The organism is Cryptosporangium japonicum (genome assembly GCF_039524755.1).
Taxonomy (GTDB): domain Bacteria; phylum Actinomycetota; class Actinomycetes; order Mycobacteriales; family Cryptosporangiaceae; genus Cryptosporangium; species Cryptosporangium japonicum.
Genome location: NZ_BAAAGX010000010.1, coordinates 11,425 through 30,967 on the forward strand (window position 1 = coordinate 11,425; position 19,543 = coordinate 30,967).

17 protein-coding genes are annotated in these 19,543 nt (G+C 74.0%); 9 read left to right on the forward strand and 8 right to left on the reverse strand.

Annotated features, from left to right (window positions below):
- Positions 1–21: 21 nt before the first annotated feature.
- Together eccCa and ABD437_RS13010 are read left to right on the forward strand one after the other, a co-directional pair.
- On the forward strand, positions 22–3,996 hold the full coding sequence (eccCa, locus tag ABD437_RS13005) for a type VII secretion protein EccCa (RefSeq protein ID WP_344649048.1): 3,975 nt from the start codon (positions 22–24) through the stop codon (positions 3,994–3,996).
- The gene (locus ABD437_RS13010; protein ID WP_344649049.1) at positions 3,993–5,147 is read left to right on the forward strand and encodes a S8 family serine peptidase; all 1,155 of its coding nucleotides are present in this window, start codon (positions 3,993–3,995) and stop codon (positions 5,145–5,147) included. Before eccCa ends, ABD437_RS13010 begins: the two co-directional genes overlap by 4 nt.
- A 20-nt stretch (positions 5,148–5,167) precedes the next feature.
- Here the strand turns inward: ABD437_RS13010 and ABD437_RS13015 are convergent, their stop codons facing one another.
- Both ABD437_RS13015 and ABD437_RS13020 read right to left on the reverse strand, forming a co-directional pair.
- Positions 5,168–5,692: an SRPBCC domain-containing protein gene (locus ABD437_RS13015; protein ID WP_344649050.1), complete on the reverse strand. Its 525-nt coding sequence runs from the start codon at positions 5,690–5,692 to the stop codon at positions 5,168–5,170.
- Positions 5,682–5,990 carry an ArsR/SmtB family transcription factor gene (locus ABD437_RS13020; RefSeq protein WP_344649051.1) on the reverse strand — a complete coding sequence of 103 codons (309 nt, stop codon included), beginning with the start codon at positions 5,988–5,990 and terminating at the stop codon, positions 5,682–5,684. The genes ABD437_RS13015 and ABD437_RS13020 overlap by 11 nt, the downstream gene beginning before the upstream one ends.
- Before the next feature lie 58 nt (positions 5,991–6,048).
- Here ABD437_RS13020 and ABD437_RS13025 point away from each other — a divergent pair, with 58 nt between their 5' ends.
- From ABD437_RS13025 to ABD437_RS13040, 4 genes are read left to right on the forward strand one after another with little or no spacing between them, the layout of a single operon-like run.
- Positions 6,049–7,623 (forward strand): PucR family transcriptional regulator, encoded by a 1,575-nt coding sequence (locus tag ABD437_RS13025; protein WP_344649052.1) that lies wholly within the window; start codon positions 6,049–6,051, stop codon positions 7,621–7,623.
- A 52-nt stretch (positions 7,624–7,675) separates the two neighbouring features.
- A complete protein-coding gene (locus tag ABD437_RS13030) occupies positions 7,676–8,281 on the forward strand; it encodes an FMN-binding negative transcriptional regulator (protein ID WP_344649053.1) in 606 nt (201 codons plus the stop codon).
- A complete protein-coding gene (locus ABD437_RS13035) occupies positions 8,278–9,702 on the forward strand; it encodes an amidohydrolase (protein ID WP_344649054.1) in 1,425 nt (474 codons plus the stop codon). Before ABD437_RS13030 ends, ABD437_RS13035 begins: the two co-directional genes overlap by 4 nt.
- The gene (locus tag ABD437_RS13040) at positions 9,699–11,294 is read left to right on the forward strand and encodes an MOSC domain-containing protein (RefSeq protein ID WP_344649055.1); all 1,596 of its coding nucleotides are present in this window, start codon (positions 9,699–9,701) and stop codon (positions 11,292–11,294) included. Before ABD437_RS13035 ends, ABD437_RS13040 begins: the two co-directional genes overlap by 4 nt.
- A gap of 12 nt (positions 11,295–11,306) precedes the next feature.
- Here the strand turns inward: ABD437_RS13040 and ABD437_RS13045 are convergent, their stop codons facing one another.
- Positions 11,307–12,110 (reverse strand): class II aldolase/adducin family protein, encoded by an 804-nt coding sequence (locus ABD437_RS13045; RefSeq protein WP_344649056.1) that lies wholly within the window; start codon positions 12,108–12,110, stop codon positions 11,307–11,309.
- Between the two features lie 151 nt (positions 12,111–12,261).
- Between ABD437_RS13045 and solA the strand changes: the two genes are divergently transcribed.
- Entirely contained in the window at positions 12,262–13,392 is a 1,131-nt protein-coding gene (gene solA / locus ABD437_RS13050; protein ID WP_344649057.1) for an N-methyl-L-tryptophan oxidase, read from the forward strand.
- Here solA and ABD437_RS13055 read toward each other — a convergent pair.
- Positions 13,364–13,927, reverse strand: a complete 564-nt coding sequence (locus ABD437_RS13055) for a GNAT family N-acetyltransferase (RefSeq protein WP_344649058.1) — start codon at positions 13,925–13,927, stop codon at positions 13,364–13,366. The genes solA and ABD437_RS13055 overlap by 29 nt on opposite strands.
- A 79-nt stretch (positions 13,928–14,006) precedes the next feature.
- Here ABD437_RS13055 and mraY point away from each other — a divergent pair, with 79 nt between their 5' ends.
- On the forward strand, positions 14,007–15,077 hold the full coding sequence (gene mraY / locus ABD437_RS13060) for a phospho-N-acetylmuramoyl-pentapeptide-transferase (protein WP_344649059.1): 1,071 nt from the start codon (positions 14,007–14,009) through the stop codon (positions 15,075–15,077).
- A 16-nt stretch (positions 15,078–15,093) separates the two neighbouring features.
- On the opposite strand, the gene ABD437_RS13065 is transcribed toward mraY, so the two are convergent.
- Positions 15,094–16,377 (reverse strand): hypothetical protein, encoded by a 1,284-nt coding sequence (locus ABD437_RS13065; RefSeq protein WP_344649060.1) that lies wholly within the window; start codon positions 16,375–16,377, stop codon positions 15,094–15,096.
- A gap of 282 nt (positions 16,378–16,659) precedes the next feature.
- On the opposite strand from ABD437_RS13065, the gene ABD437_RS13070 reads away from it, so the two are divergent.
- Positions 16,660–17,100 (forward strand): VOC family protein, encoded by a 441-nt coding sequence (locus tag ABD437_RS13070; RefSeq protein WP_344649061.1) that lies wholly within the window; start codon positions 16,660–16,662, stop codon positions 17,098–17,100.
- A 22-nt stretch (positions 17,101–17,122) separates the two neighbouring features.
- Here the strand turns inward: ABD437_RS13070 and ABD437_RS13075 are convergent, their stop codons facing one another.
- The 3 genes from ABD437_RS13075 to ABD437_RS13085 all read right to left on the reverse strand — a co-directional run.
- Positions 17,123–17,659: a P-loop nucleotide/nucleoside kinase family protein gene (locus tag ABD437_RS13075; RefSeq protein WP_344649062.1), complete on the reverse strand. Its 537-nt coding sequence runs from the start codon at positions 17,657–17,659 to the stop codon at positions 17,123–17,125.
- A gap of 3 nt (positions 17,660–17,662) precedes the next feature.
- Positions 17,663–18,793 (reverse strand): M20 metallopeptidase family protein, encoded by a 1,131-nt coding sequence (locus ABD437_RS13080; RefSeq protein WP_344649063.1) that lies wholly within the window; start codon positions 18,791–18,793, stop codon positions 17,663–17,665.
- Positions 18,790–19,543 (reverse strand): hydantoinase/oxoprolinase family protein (locus tag ABD437_RS13085; protein WP_344649064.1); only part of this gene is annotated, 754 nt, incomplete at its 5' end. The genes ABD437_RS13080 and ABD437_RS13085, both read right to left, overlap by 4 nt.

The following is a 19,543-nucleotide window of genomic DNA, read 5'->3' on the forward strand; positions in this document are numbered from 1 at the left end:
CGACCCCGGAGGGGACCGCACGTGAGCACGACGCTCTACCGCCGGCAGCCGCGCCAGCAGCCGCCCGAGATGCCCGGCGGGGAACTGACCCTGCAGGAGCCGCCGGTCCTCCCGGAGAAGCAGCCCCGCAGCATGGGCCGGATGGTCATGTACCTGCCGATGACGCTCGGCTCGGTCATGCTGATGCTGGCCTACAGCGGGCGCGGCGGCAGCCCGATCATGTACGGCGCGATGGGGCTGATGGGCGTCGGCATGGTCGCGATGATGTTCATGCAGGGGCAGAACGGCAACGGCGACCAGAAGGCCAAGCTGCGCGGCGACCGGCGCGACTACCTGCGTTACCTCGGCCAGACCCGGGTCAAGGTGCGTGAGTTCGCGCTGGCCCAGCGGGCCGCGCTGGCGTGGAACCACCCCGACCCGGCGTCGCTGTGGTCGGTGACGATGAGCGGACGGCTCTGGGAGCGCCGCCCGGCCCACCAGGACTTCGCCGAGGTGCGGTTCGGGGTGGGGCCGCAGAAGCTCGCGGTCACGATCACTCCACTGCAGACCAAGCCGGTGGAGGACCTCGAGCCGCTCTCGGCGCGGGCGCTGCGCCGGTTCATCAAGGCCTACACGACGATCAACGACCAGCCGGTCGCGTTGTCGCTGCGCGGTTTCGCCCAGGTGCTGCTGCGCGGCGACGAGAAGGTCACCCGCGACCTCGCCCGGGCCCTGCTGGCCCAGATGGCCACGTTCCACTCCCCCGAGGAGCTGCGCATCGCCGTCTGCGCGTCCTCGCTGGACGACTGGGACTGGGTGAAGTGGCTGCCGCACTCCCAGGACCCGACCGTCCAGGACGCCGCCGGTTCGGCCCGGCTGGTCGCCGACGACCCGGACCTGCTGCTGTCGCGGCTCGGGGAGGAGCTCAGCGCCCGCCCGCGGTACGAGGCCGGCGCGGCGCCCACCCGCGACGAGCCGTACGTCGTGATCGTCGTCGACGGTGTCCCGGTGCCGCGCGAGTCCCGGCTGGCCGGGGCCGGTTTCCAGAACGCGGTCGTGGTCGACCTGTCCGGGGCGCTGCCGATCGGGCCGAGCCGGACCGCGCTGCGGCTGGACGTGACGCCGGGCGAGGTGCAGGCGGTGCGCTTCGACCGGGTCGGCACCGAGATCCGCCAGTCGCTGGGCAAGCCCGACGCGCTGAGCGTCCCGAAGGCGTCCGCGCTGGCCCGGCTGATGGCCCCGTACCGCCTCGGCGTCACCACCGAGATCGTCGAGCCGATGGTCAGCAACTTCGACCTCGGCACGCTGCTCAACGTCGCCGACGTCGGGACGTTCCAGCCCCGGCGCACCTGGCTGAGCGGCCTGGGCCCGGACCGGCTGCGGGTGCCGATCGGCATCGCCGAGGACGGCCGCCGCATCGAGCTGGACATCAAGGAGTCCGCGCAGGGCGGCATGGGCCCGCACGGCCTGCTGATCGGCGCCACCGGGTCGGGCAAGTCCGAGCTGCTGCGCACGCTGGTGCTCGCGCTGGCGATGACGCACTCGTCGGAGATCCTCAACCTGGTGCTCGTCGACTTCAAGGGCGGCGCGACGTTCCTCGGCCTCGACCGGTTGCCGCACACGTCCGCGGTGATCACGAACCTGGCCGACGAGGCGTCGCTGGTCACGCGCATGCAGGACGCGCTGCAGGGCGAGATGACCCGCCGTCAGGAGCTGCTGCGCCGCGCGGGCAACTACAGCTCGCTGCTGGACTACGAGAAGGCGCGCCTGTCCGGCGTCCCGCTGGATCCGCTGCCGTCGCTGTTCGTCGTCGTCGACGAGTTCAGCGAGCTGCTGGCCACCCACCCGGACTTCGCCGAGCTGTTCATCATGATCGGCCGGCTCGGCCGCTCGCTCGGCGTCCACCTGCTGCTGGCCTCGCAGCGCCTGGACGAGGGCCGGATGCACCGCCTGGAGAGCCACCTGTCGTACCGGATCGGTCTGCGGACGTTCTCGGCGATGGAGTCGCGCTCGGTGATCGGGGTGCCGGACGCGTACGAGCTGCCGACCGCGCCCGGCAACGGGTACCTGCGTGCCGACGTCACCTCGCTGATCCGGTTCAAGGCCGCGTACGTCTCCGGCGTCTACCGGCCGCGCACCGTCGAGCAGCAGCAGGAGGAGATCAGCCGGCAGGTCGTCGCGTACAGCGCGGCGCCGATCCCGACCGCCGAGGTGCCCCAGGTGGCGGCGCCCGAGGCGGTGGCGCCGGCCGACGAGCACGCCGACAGCATCCTCGCGGTCGCGGTCTCCCGCCTGATCGGCCAGGGCCCGCCGGCGCACCGGGTGTGGCTGCCGCCGCTGGAGGCGCCGGCCACCCTGGACCAGATCCTGCCGGCGCTGATGCCCGACGACCGGTTCGGGCTCAGCCCCGCCGACTGGCCGGCCCGCGGTCGCCTGATCGTGCCCGTCGGCGTCGTCGACAAGCCGTTCGACCAGCTCCGTGACCTGATGATGGTGGACCTGTCCGGACCCGGTGGGCACGTCGGCATCGGCGGTGGCACCCAGTCGGGCAAGAGCACGCTGCTGCGGACGCTGATCTGCGCGCTCGCGCTCACCCACACCCCGCGCGAGGTGCAGTTCTACTGCCTGGACTTCGGCGGCGGCTCGCTCTCGACGCTCACCGAGCTCCCGCACGTCGGCGGGGTGTCCGGGCGGATGGACCCGGAGCGGGTCAGCCGGACGATCGCCGAGGTGAAGTCGATCCTGCAGGAGCGCGAGGAGCGGTTCGCCCAGCACGCGATCGAGGGCATGCCCGACTACCGCAGGCGCCGGGCCCGCGGCGAGTTCGCCGACGACCCGTTCGGCGACGTGTTCCTGGTGGTGGACGGCTGGGGGATGCTCCGGCAGGACTTCGAGGAGATCGATCCGCAGATCCGGCAGATCGCGGCCCGGGGCCTCGCCTACGGCGTGCACGTGGTCATCGCGGCCAACCGCTGGTCGGAGATCTACTCCGGCCTGCGTGACCAGCTCGGCACCAAGCTCGAGCTCAAACTCGGCGACGCGATCGACTCGATGATCGACATGCGTGCGGCCAAGACCGTCCCGCAGATCCCCGGGCGCGGTCTGAACAAGGAGAAGCTGCACTACCTGGCCGCGGTGCCGCGCATCGACGGCGAGAGCACGGTGGAGGAGCTGGCCGACGCCACCCGGGCGCTCGCGTTCGACATCGCCGACAGCTGGGACGGCCCGAAGGCCCCGCCGGTGCGCATGCTCCCGGCCGTCGTCGACGTGCGGGCGATGCCCCGGGCGACGCCGGGCCGCAACGGGTCGCTGCGGATCCCGCTGGGCCTGGGCGAGACCGACCTCCAGCCGGTCTGGCACGACTTCGGCGAGCTGCCCCACCTGACGATCCTGGGTGACACCGAGTCCGGGAAGACCAACGCGCTGCGGCTGATCGCCCGTGCGCTGATCGACCGGTACACCCCGGCCGAGGCCCGGGTGCTGGTGCTCGACTCCCGCCGCGGGTTGTTCGACAGCATCCCGGCCGAGTACCGCGTCGGGTACGCGGTGTCGGCGGCCGCCGCGGCCGAGGAGGGCACCCGCGCCGCCGCCACCGTCCGTCCCCGGGTCCCCGGCTCGGACATCTCGCCGGAGCGGCTGCGGCGGCGCGACTGGTGGTCCGGTGCGGACCTGTGGATCCTGGCCGACGACTACGACCTGCTCTCCAGCGGGTCGAACGGGCCGTTGCAGTCGCTGGTGGACCTGCTGCCGCAGGCGTCCGACATCGGTCTGCACGTGGTGCTGGCCCGCGCCGCGGCGGGTTCGTCGCGGCTCTCGATCGACCCGGTCGTGCGTCGTCTGCAGGAGGCCAACACCCCGGACCTGGCGCTGTCCTGCCCGCCGACCGAGCTGCCGCTGCTCAACGGCGCCCGGCCGCGCCAGTTGCCGCCCGGGCGCGCGCTGCTGGTCAACCGGCGCGGTGGCGTGCTGCTGCAGACGGCGATGGTGCCGGTGCACGAGCCGATGGTGGCGGTGTGAGGCGGTCCGTGGCCGTCGCCGCCGCGGTGCTCGTGCTCCTCGGCGCGACCCCGGCGGCGGCGTCGGCGGCCGAGGAGCTCCCGTCGGTCACCGGGAACGACTGCGTGCCCGGTTCCCCGGACACCGTGACCGACGTGCCGTGGGCGCAGACGTGGCTGCAGCCGGAGCGGGCCTGGGAGCTGACCGACGGGCGGGGGGTCACGGTGGCCGTGGTGGACGGTGGCGTCGGCACGCCGTCGTCGTTGTCCGGCGGTGCGGTGAAGCAGAGCGCGACCGACTGCTCCGGCCACGGGACGTTCCTCGCCAGCCTGGTGGCCGGTCGCCCGGTCGGCGAGGCCGCGTTCAGCGGCGTCGCCCCCGCCGCCACCATCCTCAACGTGGAGGTCGCGACCGGCGCGTACGCGTCCGGGCCGCCGGTGGCGCCCCCGGACGAGCTGGCCGACGGGATCCGCGCGGCGGTCTCCGGCGGCGCCGGCGTGGTGCTGCTGGGAGCCGTCTCCACCGGCCCGAGCGCGGACCTGGCCGACGCCGTGCGGGCCGCCGTGCGGGCGAACGTCGTCGTGGTCAGCGGCGTGGGGACGGTGCGGGGCAGCGACTCCCGGCTCGCCGAGTCCTACCCGTCGGCCTACGACGGGGTGATCGGCGTCGCGGCGATGCAGCTGACCGGTGAGGTCGCCACGTTCTCGGCGTTCAGCGACGACGTGGACCTGGCCGCGCCCGGCGTCGGCGTGCTCGGCGCGGCCCCGAAGGGCCCCGGTCACTACGTCACCGACGGCACCGCGGTCGCGGCCGCGTTCGTGGCCGGCACCGTGGCGCTGGTGCGCTCGTACCGGCCCGACCTCACCGTGGCCGACGTGACCGAGCGGCTGCGGCTGACCGCCGCCCCGACCGCGCAGCGTGCCGCGCTGGGCTACGGGGTGGTGAACCCGGCGGCCGCGGTCGGGGACGAGCTACCGGCCTCGGCCGGCCGGACGAGCGACGCGGTGACGACGGTCGCGGTGGCACCCGACCGGCCGCCGGTGACCGACCACACGGCGGGCCTGATCGCGGTGGCGGTGGCCGGGACCGGTCTCGCGGCGGCGGCGCTGGCGGCCTTCGCCGGTGTCGTCGTCCGCCGGGGCCGCGCCCGCCGGTGGCGCGCCCCGAGCTGAGCCGGGCGCGTACCGGCGCGTCACCGCCAGGCGGCGGCGTAGCGCTCGCGCAGGTCGTCCCAGTCGTAGTCGCGGGCCTGGCGGCCGGTGGCCCGCTCGCGGCCGGTGCCGTCCCCGGCCGCGAGCACGCCCAGGCACACCTGCCAGCCCGCCGCGGTCATCGGCGCGCTCGAGCGGTCGTCGAAGGTCTGCCGCAGCTCGAGGACCGCCCCGTCGTCGGCGGGCGTGACCGTCCACCGCAGCAGGTCGGTGCCCCAGCGGTGCACGAGCAGGTGCGGCGGGTCGACGAGCAGCACCTCGGCGTCGTTCGGCTCGTCGCCGGGGTTCTCCCGGCAGGTCGCCGGGCCCACCGACGTCAGCGGCCGGTCGGGCACGATCGGCGACCACGTCGCCAGGCGCGCCGGGTCCACGAGCATCTCCCAGAGCCGCTTCGCGTCGTGCCGGAACTGCCGTCGCAGCACCAGCGTCCAGCGCTCGCCGTCGCGTTCCAGCGCCGCGTCGATCGGGGCGTGCACGGCGGCGGCGACGTCCTCGTCACGGGGCATCTTCGTCCTCCAGGGCTCGGTCCAGGCGATCAAAGCTCGAGGTCCACGTCCGCAGGTACGGCCGCACCCACGCGACCACGTCGGGCAGCGGGTCCGCCGCGAGGCGGTACACCCGGCGCCGGCCGACGATCTGGGCCTCGACGACGCCGGCGTCACGCAGCACCCGCAGGTGCTTGGAGACCAGCGACTGGGACAGCTCCAGCGCGCCGACCAGCGCCCCGACGTCGCTCTCGGCGATCCGGAGACGATCGACGATGGCGCGCCGCGTCGGCTCGGCGATGACCGTGAACCCGTCCACGCCCCAAGTATTACCATCGCTTCATATGAATGACAAGGCATGCATGTAGGGTGACCTCATGGAACCGGGAGACGTCGTCGCCAGATCGACGACGATCCTGCCCCCGGCGAACCCGCGGCCGCGCCCGGGCACGCTGCGCGAGCTCCTCGGCGCGCTCGGCCCGCACGCGCTGCGCCTGGTGGCCGGGAACCGCCTCGACGAACCGATCGGCGAGCCGCTGATCTACGGCCCCGGCGAGCCGCTGGCCGACGTCGGCGACAGCATCGTGTTCGTCACCGGGGCCCGCGCCGGGCAGGCCGAGGCGCTGCGCCGGATCGCCGCCGCCGGCGGTCACACGGTCGTGCTCAAAGCCTGGAAGCAGGAGGTTCCCGACGAGTCCGGCCTGACCCTGCTGTGCACGCCCGACGAGATGGCCTGGCGCCACCTCGACGCGCTGATCACCGCGGCGAGCCTCCCCGGCTCGACCGTGAACGAGCCCAGCGGCGACCTGTTCAGCCTGGCCAACGCCATCGCGGCGTCGCTCGGCGGGCCGGTGACGATCGAGGAGACCTCGGGCCGCATCATGGCCTACTCCAACCTGCCCGGGCAGGACATCGACCCGATCCGGCGGCTGGCCATCCTCGGCCGCCAGACCCCCGACCGGCCCACCAACGCCGTGGAGTACCAGGCCGTGCTCACCGCGCCCGGCCCGGTGTTCTTCGAGAGCTCGCACCCCGACTACGCCGACCGGCTCGCGGTCGCCGTCCGCGCCGGTCACCAGGTGCTCGGCGTCATCTGGGTGCTGTGCGACCGTCCGCAGCTCGTCGAGGACGCCGACCGGGTGCTGATCGACGCGGCCCGCACGACGGCGATGCACCTGCTGCGCCGTCGCGGCTCGCACGACCCCGACCGCACCCGGCGCGGAGAGGCACTGCGCGGCCTGCTCGCCGACACCCTGGACGCCCCGGCCGCGGCGGCCGCGCTGGCCCTCCCGGTGGCCGCGAGCGTGGTGGTCGGCGTCGTCCGGCCGGTCACCCAGCCGGGCCTGCACGCCGCGCGCGTCGCCGACCTGGTCGCGCTGCACGGCGAGTACTGGCACTCCGGGGCCGCCTCCGTGCTCGACGGCGGCGACCTCGTGCTGCTGCTGCCCGGCCCGGCGTCCGCGGCCCGGCTGCGCAAACTCGGCGCGGACCTGGCGACCGCGGCCCGCCGCTCGGCCGGGATCGAGCTGCGTGTCGGCTTCGGCCCGGAGGTGTCCGGATTGGACCAGGCCCGCCGGTCCCGGCAGCTCGCGGAGCGGGTCCTGCGGGCCGGGCGTCCGGTGGCGGTCCTCGACGACGTGCGCAGCGAGCTCGTGCTCACCGCGCTGCCCGACGACGACGAGGCCCTGCGGCTCGCGCCGGTCCGCCGCGTGCTCGAGCACGACGCCACCCAGGGCACCGACTACGCGGCGACGCTGCTCACCTACCTGGGTACGTTCGGCAACGTCACCGCCACCGCGCAGGCGCTCAACGTCCACGAGAACACCGCCCGCTACCGGGTGCGCCGCCTCACCGAGCGGTTCGGCGTCGAGCTCGGTGGCGGCGACGAGACGCTGGTGACCTGGCTGCAGCTACGCACCGCCTGTCGACGGCGACAAGACGGGCCGGGGTGATCGGTGCCTGACGACAGTGGGCCCGCGGACCCCGGCGCCTAACGTCGTCGGCATGCACACGCGCGCCGACTACGCGTGGCCCGCGGACGACGCCGAGCTGGCGCGTCTCGTCGAGGCCCACCCGTGGGTCACGATGATCAGCGACGGCCTCGTCGTCTCGCACCTGCCGGTCGTCGTCGACCACACCGCCGACCGGCTGACCCTGCTGGGCCACCTCTCCGCCTCCGACGCCGAGCAGCACCGGCTGGGCCTGGTCGACACCGTGCTGGTGGTGGCCGGGCCGCACGGGTACGTGAGCGCGGGCTGGTACGTCCACGGGCCCAGCGTGTCCACCTGGAACTACGTCGTCGCCCACCTGCACGGCCGCCCCTCGGCGCTGGACCCCGAGCGGACGCTCGACGTGCTGACCCGCACCCAGGACCACTTCGAGTCCGGCCGCCCCGACCCGCACCTGACCGCGCGGGTCGCCGGGTACGCCGCGCGACTCACGCCGTACGTGACCGGGTTCCGGCTGGTGCCGAGCCGGGTCGAGGCCAAGCGGAAATTGAGCCAGGACAAACCGGCCGAGGACGTCGCCGGTGTGCTCCACGGTCTGGAGGACCCCATGGATGTGCACGCCAACCCCGAGCTGGCCGCCGCGATGCGGGGCACCCGATGAGCGTCGTGCTGCGCGGAGGTCGCCTCGGCCTCGGCGGTCGCGCGTCCGACGTCCGCATCGAGAACGGAACCGTGACCGCGGTGGGGCCGTCCGGCAGCCTGGACGCGGCCGAGGTCGTGTCGCTCGGCGACGCGACGGTGCTGCCCGGGCTGGTCGACGGGCACGTCCACGTCGAGCAGTGGGTGCGTCACCGGCGCAGCGTCGACCTCTCGGCGGTGGCCGGCCCGGCCGAGGCCGCCCGGGTGCTGCGCGCCCAGGCGCCCCCGGCCGGTCAGTGGCTGAGCGGCCGGGACATCGTGCCCGCGCTCTGGTCCGACCCACCGCACAAGCGTTTCCTGGACGACGCCCTGCGCGACGTCCCGGTCGTCGTCCGCAGCATCGACCTGCACACGACGTGGTTCAACAGTGCGGGGCTGTCGCTCGTCGGCCTCGCCGGGCACCCGACCGGCGTCCTGCGCGAGACGGAGTCGATCGAGGCCAACCACCGGCTGAGCGAACTGACACCGGCCGCCGAGGTCGACGGGTGGATCGCCGAGGCCCTCGCCGAACTGCCGTCGCTGGGACTCACCGGGCTGATCGACCTGGAGTTCAGCGACAACCTGGCCGCGTGGCGACGCCGGGCGACCCCGCCGGTGCGGGTGCACGCCGGCATCTGGACGCCCTGGCTCGACGCCGCGATCGCCGAGGGGCGGCGCACCGGTGACGTCGTCGCGGACCGGGTGCGGGTGGGCCCGTACAAGATCGTCAGCGACGGCTCGCTGAACACCCGCACGGCCTGGTGCGCCGACCCGTATCCGGACGAGTCGTTCGGGCTGTGCCTGGTGCCCGCCGACCAGCTGGAAACGTTGATGCGCAAGGCGTGGGCGGCGGGGCTGGTGCCGGCGATCCACGCGATCGGCGACCGGGCCAACACGTCGGTGCTCGACGTGTTCGAACGGATCGGCTGTACCGGGCGGATCGAACACGCCCAGCTGGTCTCGCTCTCCGACGTGCCGCGCTTCGCGTCGCTCGGCGTCGTCGCGTCGGTGCAGCCGCAGCACGCGGTCACCGACCGGGACGTCGCGGACCGGCTCTGGGCCGGCCGCACCGACCGCGCCTTCGCCTACCGGACGCTGCACGACGCCGGGGCGCGGCTCGAACTGGGCTCCGACGCGCCGGTGAGCCCGCTCGACCCGTGGCAGGCCGTCGCCGACGCGGTCCACCGCAGCGACGACGGCCGGCCCGCCTGGCACCCGGAGCAGGCCCTGCCGCTGGACGTGGCGATCACCGCGGCCTGCGCGGGGCGCGCGTCGGTGGAGGTCGGCGCGGTGGCCGACCTGACCGTCGTCGCCGGGGACCTCCGCTCCGCGTCCGAGGAGGCGCTGCGGTCGACCACCGTGCTGGCCACGCTGGTCGGCGGCGACGTCACCTACCAGCGGTGAAGATCCTCGGGTTCTGCGCCGGCGCGGTCCGCACGCAGCGGATCGACGGCGAGGACGTCCGCACCGCGTACGTGAAGTCGCCGGTGCCGCCGCCGTGGGTCGTCACCGCCACCGGGGCCCAGGGGGACCAGGTCGCGGTGCACACCAACCACCTGTACGCGATCGACCGGCTCAGCTACGACCACTGGGGCTACCCCGACGCCGAGGACGGCCTGTTCGCCGAGAACCTCACGCTCGACGAGCTCGACCAGTCGGCGCTGCGGGTCGGCGACCGGTTCCGGCTCGGCACCGCGGTCGTCGTGGTCACCGGGCCGCGCATCCCCTGCTGGAAGCTGACCTGGCGGCTCGGCCGGCCGAAGACGTTCCAACGCGAGTTCCGGCTCTCCGGGCGGTCGGGCGTCTACCTCGACGTGGTCACGCCCGGTGTCGTGGAGCCCGGCGACCCGCTCGTGCCGGTGTCCGGGGACCCCGGCGCCCCGACCGTCGCCGAGCTGGCCCGGCTCTGCGACTCCGGCCCGTCGATCACCCCGGCCGACCGGGACGTGATCGACCGGGCGCTGGCCCGCCCCGACCTCAGCGACGGCGTCCGGGGCACGTTGACGCTCAAGCTGGCCAACCACGAGCGCGACTCGGCCACCGACGGGTGGCGGGGGTGGCGGCGCTTCTCGGTCGACGAGGTCGTGCCGGAGTCCCCGGACGTGAACTCGTACGTGCTGCGTCCGGTCGACGCCGGGCCGCTCGCCGGGTTCCGGGCCGGCCAGCACGTCGTGGTCCGGATCGGCGACGTGGTCCGCACCTGGAGCCTGTCCCGGTACGGCACCGACCACTACCGGATCACCGTGAAACACCGGGGCGCCGGCAGCGCCGCGCTGGCGTCCGCGTCCACCGTGGAGCTGCGCTCCCCCGCCGGGCGTTTCCACCTCGACCGCGGCAGCTTCCGGCCGGTCGTACTGGTCGCGTCAGGCATCGGCATCACGCCGATGATCGCGATGATCCAGGCGCACCTCGACCGCAACGGGTTCGTCCCGCCGCTCTGGCTGCTCTACCGCACCCGCGCGGAACGGACCGCGTTCGGCGCGTACCTCGACGCGCTGTTCGCGCGCCACGAACACCTGCACCTGCGCTACTTCTCCGCGCCGCTGACCGCCGAGCGGGTCGTCGACGTGATGCGCGACAACTACCTGCCCGGCGCCGGAGACGTGCCCTGGTTCGAGAGCGACGTCTACGTCTGCGGGTCGCTCGCGTTCACGACCGAGGTCCGGGCCGGGCTGATCGCGCTCGGCGCCAACCCGGACCTGGTCTTCGCCGAGGACTTCGTCGCGGCCGCCGCGGCCCCGGCCGGCCCGAGCCGGCGCACCGACGCGGTCGTGCGCTTCGGCGACCGCGAGACGGTCTGGTCCGCCTCGGCGGAGCAGACGCTGCTCGAGCTGGCCGAGGCCGCCGGGCTCGACCGGCCGTACGACTGCCGGGCCGGCACCTGCCGCACCTGCGAGGCGCGTGTGCTCGACGGCGCGGTCGAGGGCCCGGTCGTCGGGGACCGCGCCCTGCTCTGCACCAGCTATCCGCTCACCGACCGGGTCGTCGTCGAGTGACCGGCGCCCCGGTCACTCGAAGATGTCCGGGTGGTCGGCGCTGATCCGCTCCCAGATCGGCTGGAACTGGAACCAGCCGGCGAACTCGCCGCCCACCTGCCCGCGGGTGGTCGTGGCCTCCTCCGGGCCGATCTGCCGCGGCTTCGCGCCGAGCCCGGCCGCGGCCGCGTAGGCCTGCAGCTGGCACTGGGCGGTGCGCTCCAGGGTGAGGAACCACCAGGCCGCGCTCTCGACGCTGGCGCCCACCGTGAGCATGCCGTGGTTGCGCAGGATCACGGCCTTGTGCGCTCCGAGCGCTTCGCCGATCCGCTTGCCCTCGGCCGGGTCGAGCACCACCCCGGTGTAGTCGTCGAAGAGGCCGATGTCCTGGTAGAACGCGCAGGCGTCCTGGGTGAGCGGCTCGATCGTCATGTCCAGGGCCGAGAGCGTCTTGCCCGCCGGGCCGTGGGCGTGCGCCGCAGCCAGCACGTCCGGGCGGGCGGCGTGCACCGCGGTGTGGATCGCGACCGCCGCCCCGTTGACCGCCCGGTCCCCTTCGACGACCTGCGCGTCGTGCCCCACCCGCACCAGGTCGCTGCTCCTGATCATGCTGAAGTGCATGCCGAACGGGTTGACCCAGTAGGTGTCCGGTTCACCGGGGTCGCGCACCGTGATGTGCCCGGCGACGCCCTCGTCGAGACCGGCCTTGCTGAACATCCGGAACGCCGCCGCCAGCACGGCCTTGCGGTGGGCGCGTTCGGCGTCGACGGAGTCGAACGTGGGCGGTGCCGCCATGGTCAGGTGCGTACCGACGGCCATTCCGCGCTGATCGGCCATTGTTACCTCCCGGATCGGGGTCCCCGTCGAGGGTCGCGGCCGCGGGGGGTCGCGCGCAACCGTTCCGCTTGTCCGCCGGCACAAGATGCCCACCGGTGATCGGGAGATGACGACAGTGGCCGCGCCCGGTCCGGCCTCTAGCGTCACCGCCATGACTCAGAGCTTCGACGTCGCCGTCGTCGGCCTCGGCGCGCTCGGCAGCGCCGCCGCCTACCAGCTCGCGCGACGGGGCGTGACCGTGGTCGCGTTCGAGCAGTTCGAGCTGGGGCACGTGCGCGGTGCGTCGCACGACACGTCGCGGATCCTGCGGACCTCGTACGGGGAGACCCGGTACGTGCGGCTCGCCCAGTCGGCGTACCGGGACTGGGCCGACCTCGAGAGGGTGTCCGGCGAACGGCTGGTGACCACCACCGGCGGCCTGATCTTCGCCCCGACCGGCGGCCCGTACTCAGCCGGGGCGTTCGCGTCGTCGCTGACCGAGACCGGCCTCCCGTACGACGAGCTGACGCCGGCCGACGTGCACTCCCGCTGGCCGCAGTTCCGCGTCCCGGATGGCGTCGAGACCATCTGGACGTCGGACACCGCGATCGTCCACGCCGCACGCACCGTCGCCGTGCTCCAGCTGCGGGCCCGCGTGGCCGGCGCCGAGCTGCGGCCGGACACGCCGGTGACCGCGGTGCGGCCGGGCGCCGGTGGTGTCCTCGTCGAGACCGCCGCCGGCGCCGTCCGCGCGCGGAAGGTGATCCTCGCGACCGACGCCTGGACCAACGAGCTCCTCGCCCCGCTCGGCGCCGAGATCCCGCTCGTCACCATGCAGGAGCAGGTCACGTACTTCAAGCCGGCCGACCCCGCGGCCTACGACCCCGCGCGTTTCCCGGTCTGGGTCTGGCTCGACACGAACTGCTACTACGGCTTCCCGACGTACGGCGAGCCGACGATCAAGGCCGCGCGTGACGTCTCGAACAACTACATGGCCCCGGCCGAGCGCACGTTCGAGCCGTCGGCGGAGCTACTCGGAGAGCTCACCGGGTTCATGCACGCGACGATCCCCGGCAGCGGCCCCGCGCTGCGCACCGTGACCTGCCAGTACGCGCTCACCGCCGACCGCGAGTTCGTGCTCGGCCCGCTCGCCGGGTACCCGGACCTGATCGTGGCCCTGGGCGCCGGCCACGCGTTCAAGTTCACGCCGGCGATCGGCCGGATCCTCGCCGACCTGGCCCTGGACGGCGCCACGAGCGACGACATCTCCGCGTTCAGCGCCGAGCCGAAGACTCCCGCGTGATCTCGTAGCGGACGCCGCCGTATTCGGCGCCGTCGATCGTCCGCATGTCGGGCGGGGTGTCCAGGGTGCCGGTCACCGTCATCCCGATCTTCTCCAGCACCCGGCGGGAGCTCTGGTTGACCGTCATCGTCTCGGCCCAGACCGTGCGGACGCCGAGCTCGGTGAACGCCTTCTCGAGCAACGTTCTCGCGCCTTCGGTGGCGTAGCCCCGGCCCCACTCCGCGCGGCGTAGCCGGTAGCCGAGCTCGGCCTCGTCCCGCGGGCCGCCCGGCTCGGGACGGAGGAAGAACCAGCCGACGAACGCCCGGCGGTCGGTGTCCTCCGCGGCGAACACCCCGAAGTCGCCGCCCCACCGCTCGTAGCCGGCGAGGATGCCCGGCAGGTCACGCCCGCGGACGTCGTCCGGTGCGGTCGGGGCGCCGCCGGTCAGGTAACGCATGACCTCCGGGTCACTGTCCAGTTCGATCAGGAGGTCCGCGTCGGCGGCGGTGAACCGACGCAGGGTCAGACGTTCGGTGTGCAGGTAGGCGCTCATCGGGACACAGTCTGGCGGACGCCGGTCTTGGCGGTCGGCCGTACCCTCGCGCGGAGTCCGAGTGAGCGGGGGGCCACGGGTGAGAAGTGTTCTGGCGGCGGGGTTCGTGGCGTTCGTCGTCTCGATCTTCAGCACGCCGGTCGCGATCGGGCATCTGCGCCGGTTGAAGTTCGGGCAGGAGATCCGCGACGAGGGCCCGAAGCACCACCGGTCCAAGCGCGGTACACCGACGATGGGCGGGATCGTCTTCATCGCGGCGACCGTCATCGCGTACCTGGTCACCGACGTCGTGGTCCGTGACCATACGGTGAGCCCGACCGCGGTGACGCTGCTCGGCCTGTTCGTCGGCATGGGCGCGGTCGGGTTCGTCGACGACTACATCAAGATCCGCAAGAAGCGCAGCCTCGGCCTCACCAAGCGGGGCAAGCTGATCGGCCAGGCCGTCGTCGCGGCCGGCTTCGCGGTGCTGGCGCTCAACCTGCCCGACGGGAACGGCTACCCGATCGCGTCGGAGCGGCTCTCGTTCACCCGGGACATCTCCTGGGTTCACCTGACCCAGGTCGGCGCGGCGCTGTTCTTCGTCGTCGTGGTGATCGCCGCGGCCAACGGCGTCAACCTCACCGATGGGCTGGACGGGCTGGCCACCGGCCCGTCGATCATGGTGCTGCTCAGTTACGTCCTGATCGGGCTGTGGCAGTACCGGCACCTCTGCGTCGAGGTCGGTGGCCCGGCCTGCTACACGGTGCGCGACCCGCTCGACACCGCGCTGATCGCCGCCGCCGCGGCCGGCGCGCTGGCCGGGTTCCTCTGGTGGAACGCGCCCCCGGCCCGCCTGTTCATGGGCGACACCGGCGCGCTCGGCATCGGCGGCCTGATCGCCGGCCTGGCCCTCACCACCCGCACCACGCTGCTGCTGCTGATCCTCGGCGGGCTGTTCGTCATCGTGACGATGTCGGTCGTCATCCAGATCATCTCGTTCCGCAGCACCGGCAAGCGGGTGTTCCGGATGGCGCCCCTGCAGCACCACTTCGAACTGGCCGGCTGGCCCGAGACCACGATCGTCGCGAGGTTCTGGATCGTGGCCGGCTTCTGCGTCGCCGCGGGCCTGAGCCTCTTCATCGCCGACTACCTCGAACTGTTCCCGCTGTGAGTCCGCGGGTCGGCGGCTACTTGCGGCGGATCGTGTAGTGCAGGACCAGGAACGGCAGGCCGAACAGGGAGAAGGCGTGTTCGGCGCGGAGCTCGCCGTCCTTCGTGTACACGTCCAGGCGTTCGGCGAAGCCGGCGACGCTCAGGGTGGTGAGGTCGCGGGTGCCGGGGTCGATGTAGGTGAGGTAGTGGCCGGGGTGGGGCAGCTCGCTGTGGCTGGTGAGCACCAGGCCGTGGTCGGGGCGGGAGCGGGGCAGCAGGGTGGCGGTGAAGCTGCCCTGCGGCACCGGGAAGCCGACGCTGACGTAGCCGCGTCCCTCGTGCCGGTACGTGGTGTAGATGCCCACGTAGATGGGTTCGTCGGTGTCGGCGAACGAGCGGATCCAGCCGCGGACGCCGATCACGTCGGTGCCGTCGGGAGTGATCGTGTCGATGTGGCTGCGGACGCCGCGCACGGTCTCGCGCTGGTTCATCGGCACGTTGGCCTGGCCCACCGGGCGCGCCACGAGCGTGCGGTAGAGCAGGTATCCGGGGCGCACCCAGAGCCGCCACTCGGGCACGATGTCGAGCCGGAACCGGGTCGTGTGCTCGTAGAACTCGCGTACCAGCGGCTCGACGTCCGCGGGGTCGAAGCCGGGGCCGGCCAGGTCGTCGAGCGAGGCCACGATGCCCACGTCGGGGGCGTCGGGCCGGTAGTCGCCGCCGATCACCTCGGCGAGTTCACGCACGTAGCCGGTGCCGACGTAGCGCGACCGGGCCTCGAGCGGCACCACGAACGGCAGTTGTCCGGCCGGTACGCCCGCGGCCAGCAGGCCCACCTGGGCGTCGCGGAAGAGCAGCGCGGACACCACCCGGAACGCGACCACCGCACCGGCCGCCACCGCACCGGCCTGCCCGCCGCCGCCGGCCGACCGCCAGGCCGCTCCGACGGCGGCACCCACCACCGGGCCGAGCGCCACCTTCTGCGGACGCAACCCGAACGCGCCCGCGACCGCACCGGCCACGGTGCCGACCGCCACCGGACCGGCGTCGGTGACCCGCCCGCCGAGCCAGCCCACCGGCGCCGCCACCGCACCGCTCATCACGACCCGCGACCACCACGGCGGAACCTCACCGGGCCGCTGCCGGGTACGCGCCACGGCCTCGGTGGCCGCGAGCGCCACCGCACCGGCCACCGCCGCGCGCCCCCGCCGCCGCCGCACCACCGACGCGCCGGCCAGCGCCCCCACCGCGGCGGCGAAGACCAGCCCGGCGACACGATCACGACCACCCGGACGCCGCACGGGCTCACTCGCGATCATCCCCGCACGCTAGCGCACCCCCCACCCCGCCCCACCGCTCGCGCCCCCATCCCGGCCGGCCCCACACACCCGGCCGCTCGTCCCCGCCCCGCGCGACCGGCTCAGCGCGCGGACGGCTAGCGCGCTGACCACGCAGGGTCGCCGGCGAACGTCTTCTCTCGTGCGGGTTCGATCCTGCGGCGGTGCCCGGGATGGACGCCGGGCCCCGACCTCGCCGAGCAGTCCGCTGACACGCGGAGAGTCCGTGGACGACCGGAGGTGGGGTGCGGGAGGCTGGGCGGTATGGGTGCTCTCCGGCGGCTGGACAACGTCGCGATCGTCGTCGACGACCTCGAGGCCGCGACAGCGTTCTTCGGCGCGCTCGGGCTCGAGCCGGAGGGTGAGGCGACCGTCGAGGGCCGCGACGTCGACCGGCTCGTCGGGCTGGCCGGGGTGCGGTCGGACATCGTGATGATGCGCACGCCCGACGGTCACGGGCGGGTGGAGCTCACCCGGTACCACTCGCCGGAGACCCGTCCGGGCGAGGGACACGCTCCGGCGAACACCCTGGGCGCCCACCGCCTCATGTTCGCCGTCGACGACCTCGACGCCGTCCTGGAGCGCCTCCGTCCGCACGGCGCCGAGCTGCTCGGCGAGGTGGTCCGGTACGCGGACAGCTACCGGCTCTGCTACCTCCGCGGCCCCGCCGGAATCCTCCTCGCCCTGGCCGAGCGACTCGGCTGACCGAGGGGCCGCACCCCACCGGCTAACCGTCCAGGCACGTCGGCCAGTGGTCCGCGGCCCACTCGCGCCAACCCGCCCACCCCACCGGCGGCCCGGGAAGCGCCCGACCCGCCAACTCCGCCTCGTCCGGCACCTCGAACCGCGGACGCCACCCGTCGAGATCCGCCTCGGTCATCGCGAACGTCTCGTGCGCCGCCGTCCGCCCCCGCTCGGCGATGCGCGCGAGCTGCACGTCCTTCTCCACCGGCAGGTACACCACCTCGCACGCGGCTCCGGCCCACCCGGCCAGCCACCGCAGCGCCGACCGTTCGTCCCGGCCCCACAGCCCGTAGTCGAGCACCACACTCGTGCCCAACCGCAGCGCCTGCACCGCGACCGAGACGAGCCGCCCCTCGAGCACCCAGCGTTTGCCGTCGGCCATCGAGTCGCCGAACAGCGGGATCATCCAGTGGTCGGGGGTCAGCCGCAGCGCCCGGTGGGTCGCGGCGAGTTCACGGGCGCGGGTGGTCTTGCCGGCGGCGGGGAGCCCGACCATCAGGAACAGCGTGGCGTGCGACATACCTCATTGAAGGCGCGCGAGGGCCAGCTCGGCGAGCAGCGCGGCGTGCGCGTCGAGGTGGGAGTCGTCGAACGTGGCCCGGTCGGAGTGCATTCCGCCGGTCGGGCCGTCGGGCGGCTGGACGCCGAGGAACAGCAGGCTGCCCGGTACCTCGTCGAGGACGTAGGCGAAGTCCTCGGACGCCATGCCGGGGAACGGCAGGTGCACCACGCGGTCGGAGAGCAACGACATCACCCGGGACGTCTCCACCGGGTCGTTGACCGTGACCGGGTAGGAGTCGACGAACTCGGTGGAGACCGTGCAGCCGTGGGCCGCGCCGATGCCCTCGAGGAGCGTCGGCAGGCCGGAGCGGACGAGCGCCAGCGTCCCGCGGGAGAGCGTGCGGATGTTCACCTCGAGGTCGACGGCGCCGGCCAGCACGTTGCTCGCGGCCGAGTCCGACGTCAGGCGGGTCACCGACAGCACCGCCGGGTCGGAGACCGGCACGCGGCGGGCGGCGAACGACTGCACGGCGAGGATGATCTCGGCGGCCACCGGGACCGGGTCGACCGCGTGGTGCGGGTAGGCGGCGTGGCCTCCGGTGCCGGCCACCCGCACCCGCAGCGCGCTGGCGCTCGACATGATCGGGCCGGGCCGGGTGACGAGCTGCCCGCCCGGGGTCACGCAGTCCACGTGCACGGCGTAGGCCGCCACCGGGCGCTCACCGGCGGCGGACAGCACTCCCTCGTCGATCATCAGCCGGCCGCCCCCGTGGCCCTCCTCGCCGGGCTGGAACATGAACACGACCGTGCCCGGTAACGAGTCGCGGCGTCCGGCCAGCAGCCGGGCCGCCCCGACCAGGCCGGCCATGTGCAGGTCGTGGCCGCAGGCGTGCATCGCCCCGTTCTCCGACGCGTACGGCAACCCGGTCGTCTCGACGATCGGCAGCGCGTCCATGTCGGAGCGCAGCAGCACCACCGGGCCCGGTCCGCCGCGCAGCACCGCGGTCACCGAGCTCAGGCCGCGGCCGCGGGCGATCTCCAGCCCGAGGCCGTCCAGCGCGTCGAGGATCGTCGCCTGCGTGCGGGGCAGGTCGAGCCCCACCTCGGGCGAGGCGTGCAGCGCCCGGCGCAGCGCGACCAGGTCGCCGCTCACGCCGACCGCGCCCCGGCCCGCTCCCCCAGCCGCGCCAGCGGCCCGGCGGCCTTCACCGAGACCTTCACGGTCGGGCGGTCGGTGTAGGTGACCGGCACCTCCAGGACGTCGACGACGGCCACTTCGAGCGGGTCGGCGCCGGCCTGGATGGCTTTCGCGATCGCGGCCTCGGACGCCTGGGCGATCGTCGCCTCGCGGTCGTCGAGCACGCCGATGCGGTCCGCGCGGCCACCGGCCAGCGAGATCGCCGCCCCGACCGCGTTGGCGACGTCGCCGTGTTCGGTGCGCACGATCGGGCCGGCGCCGGGCAGGTCGTCGGGCACCAGGAACCCGCCGCCGCCCACCACCACGAGCGGCAGGTCGGCCCGCCCGAGCGAGAGGCGCTCGACCGCGTCGGCCAGGCGGGTCCGTGCGGTCTCGAGCGCGTCGCGCAGCGCCGAGCGGACCGCGGACGGCTGCGCGGGCAGGGAACGCCCGGCGATCGACGCGCCCGCGAGCGCGGCCGCGTCGGTGAGCGTCGGGGTGGCGCCACCGAAGAGCAACGCTTCGGACGCGATGCGGTAGCCGACCGAGCCCGGCCCGACCGCGCCGGTCGCCACGTCCACCGTGGTGCCGCCGCCGACGCCGAGGCTCACCACGTCGGGCATCCGGAAGTTCGTGCGGACGCCGCCGATCTCGCGCGGGAGCGTCGACTCGCGCGGGAAGCCGTTGACGACGACCCCCAGGTCGGACGTGGTGCCGCCGACGTCG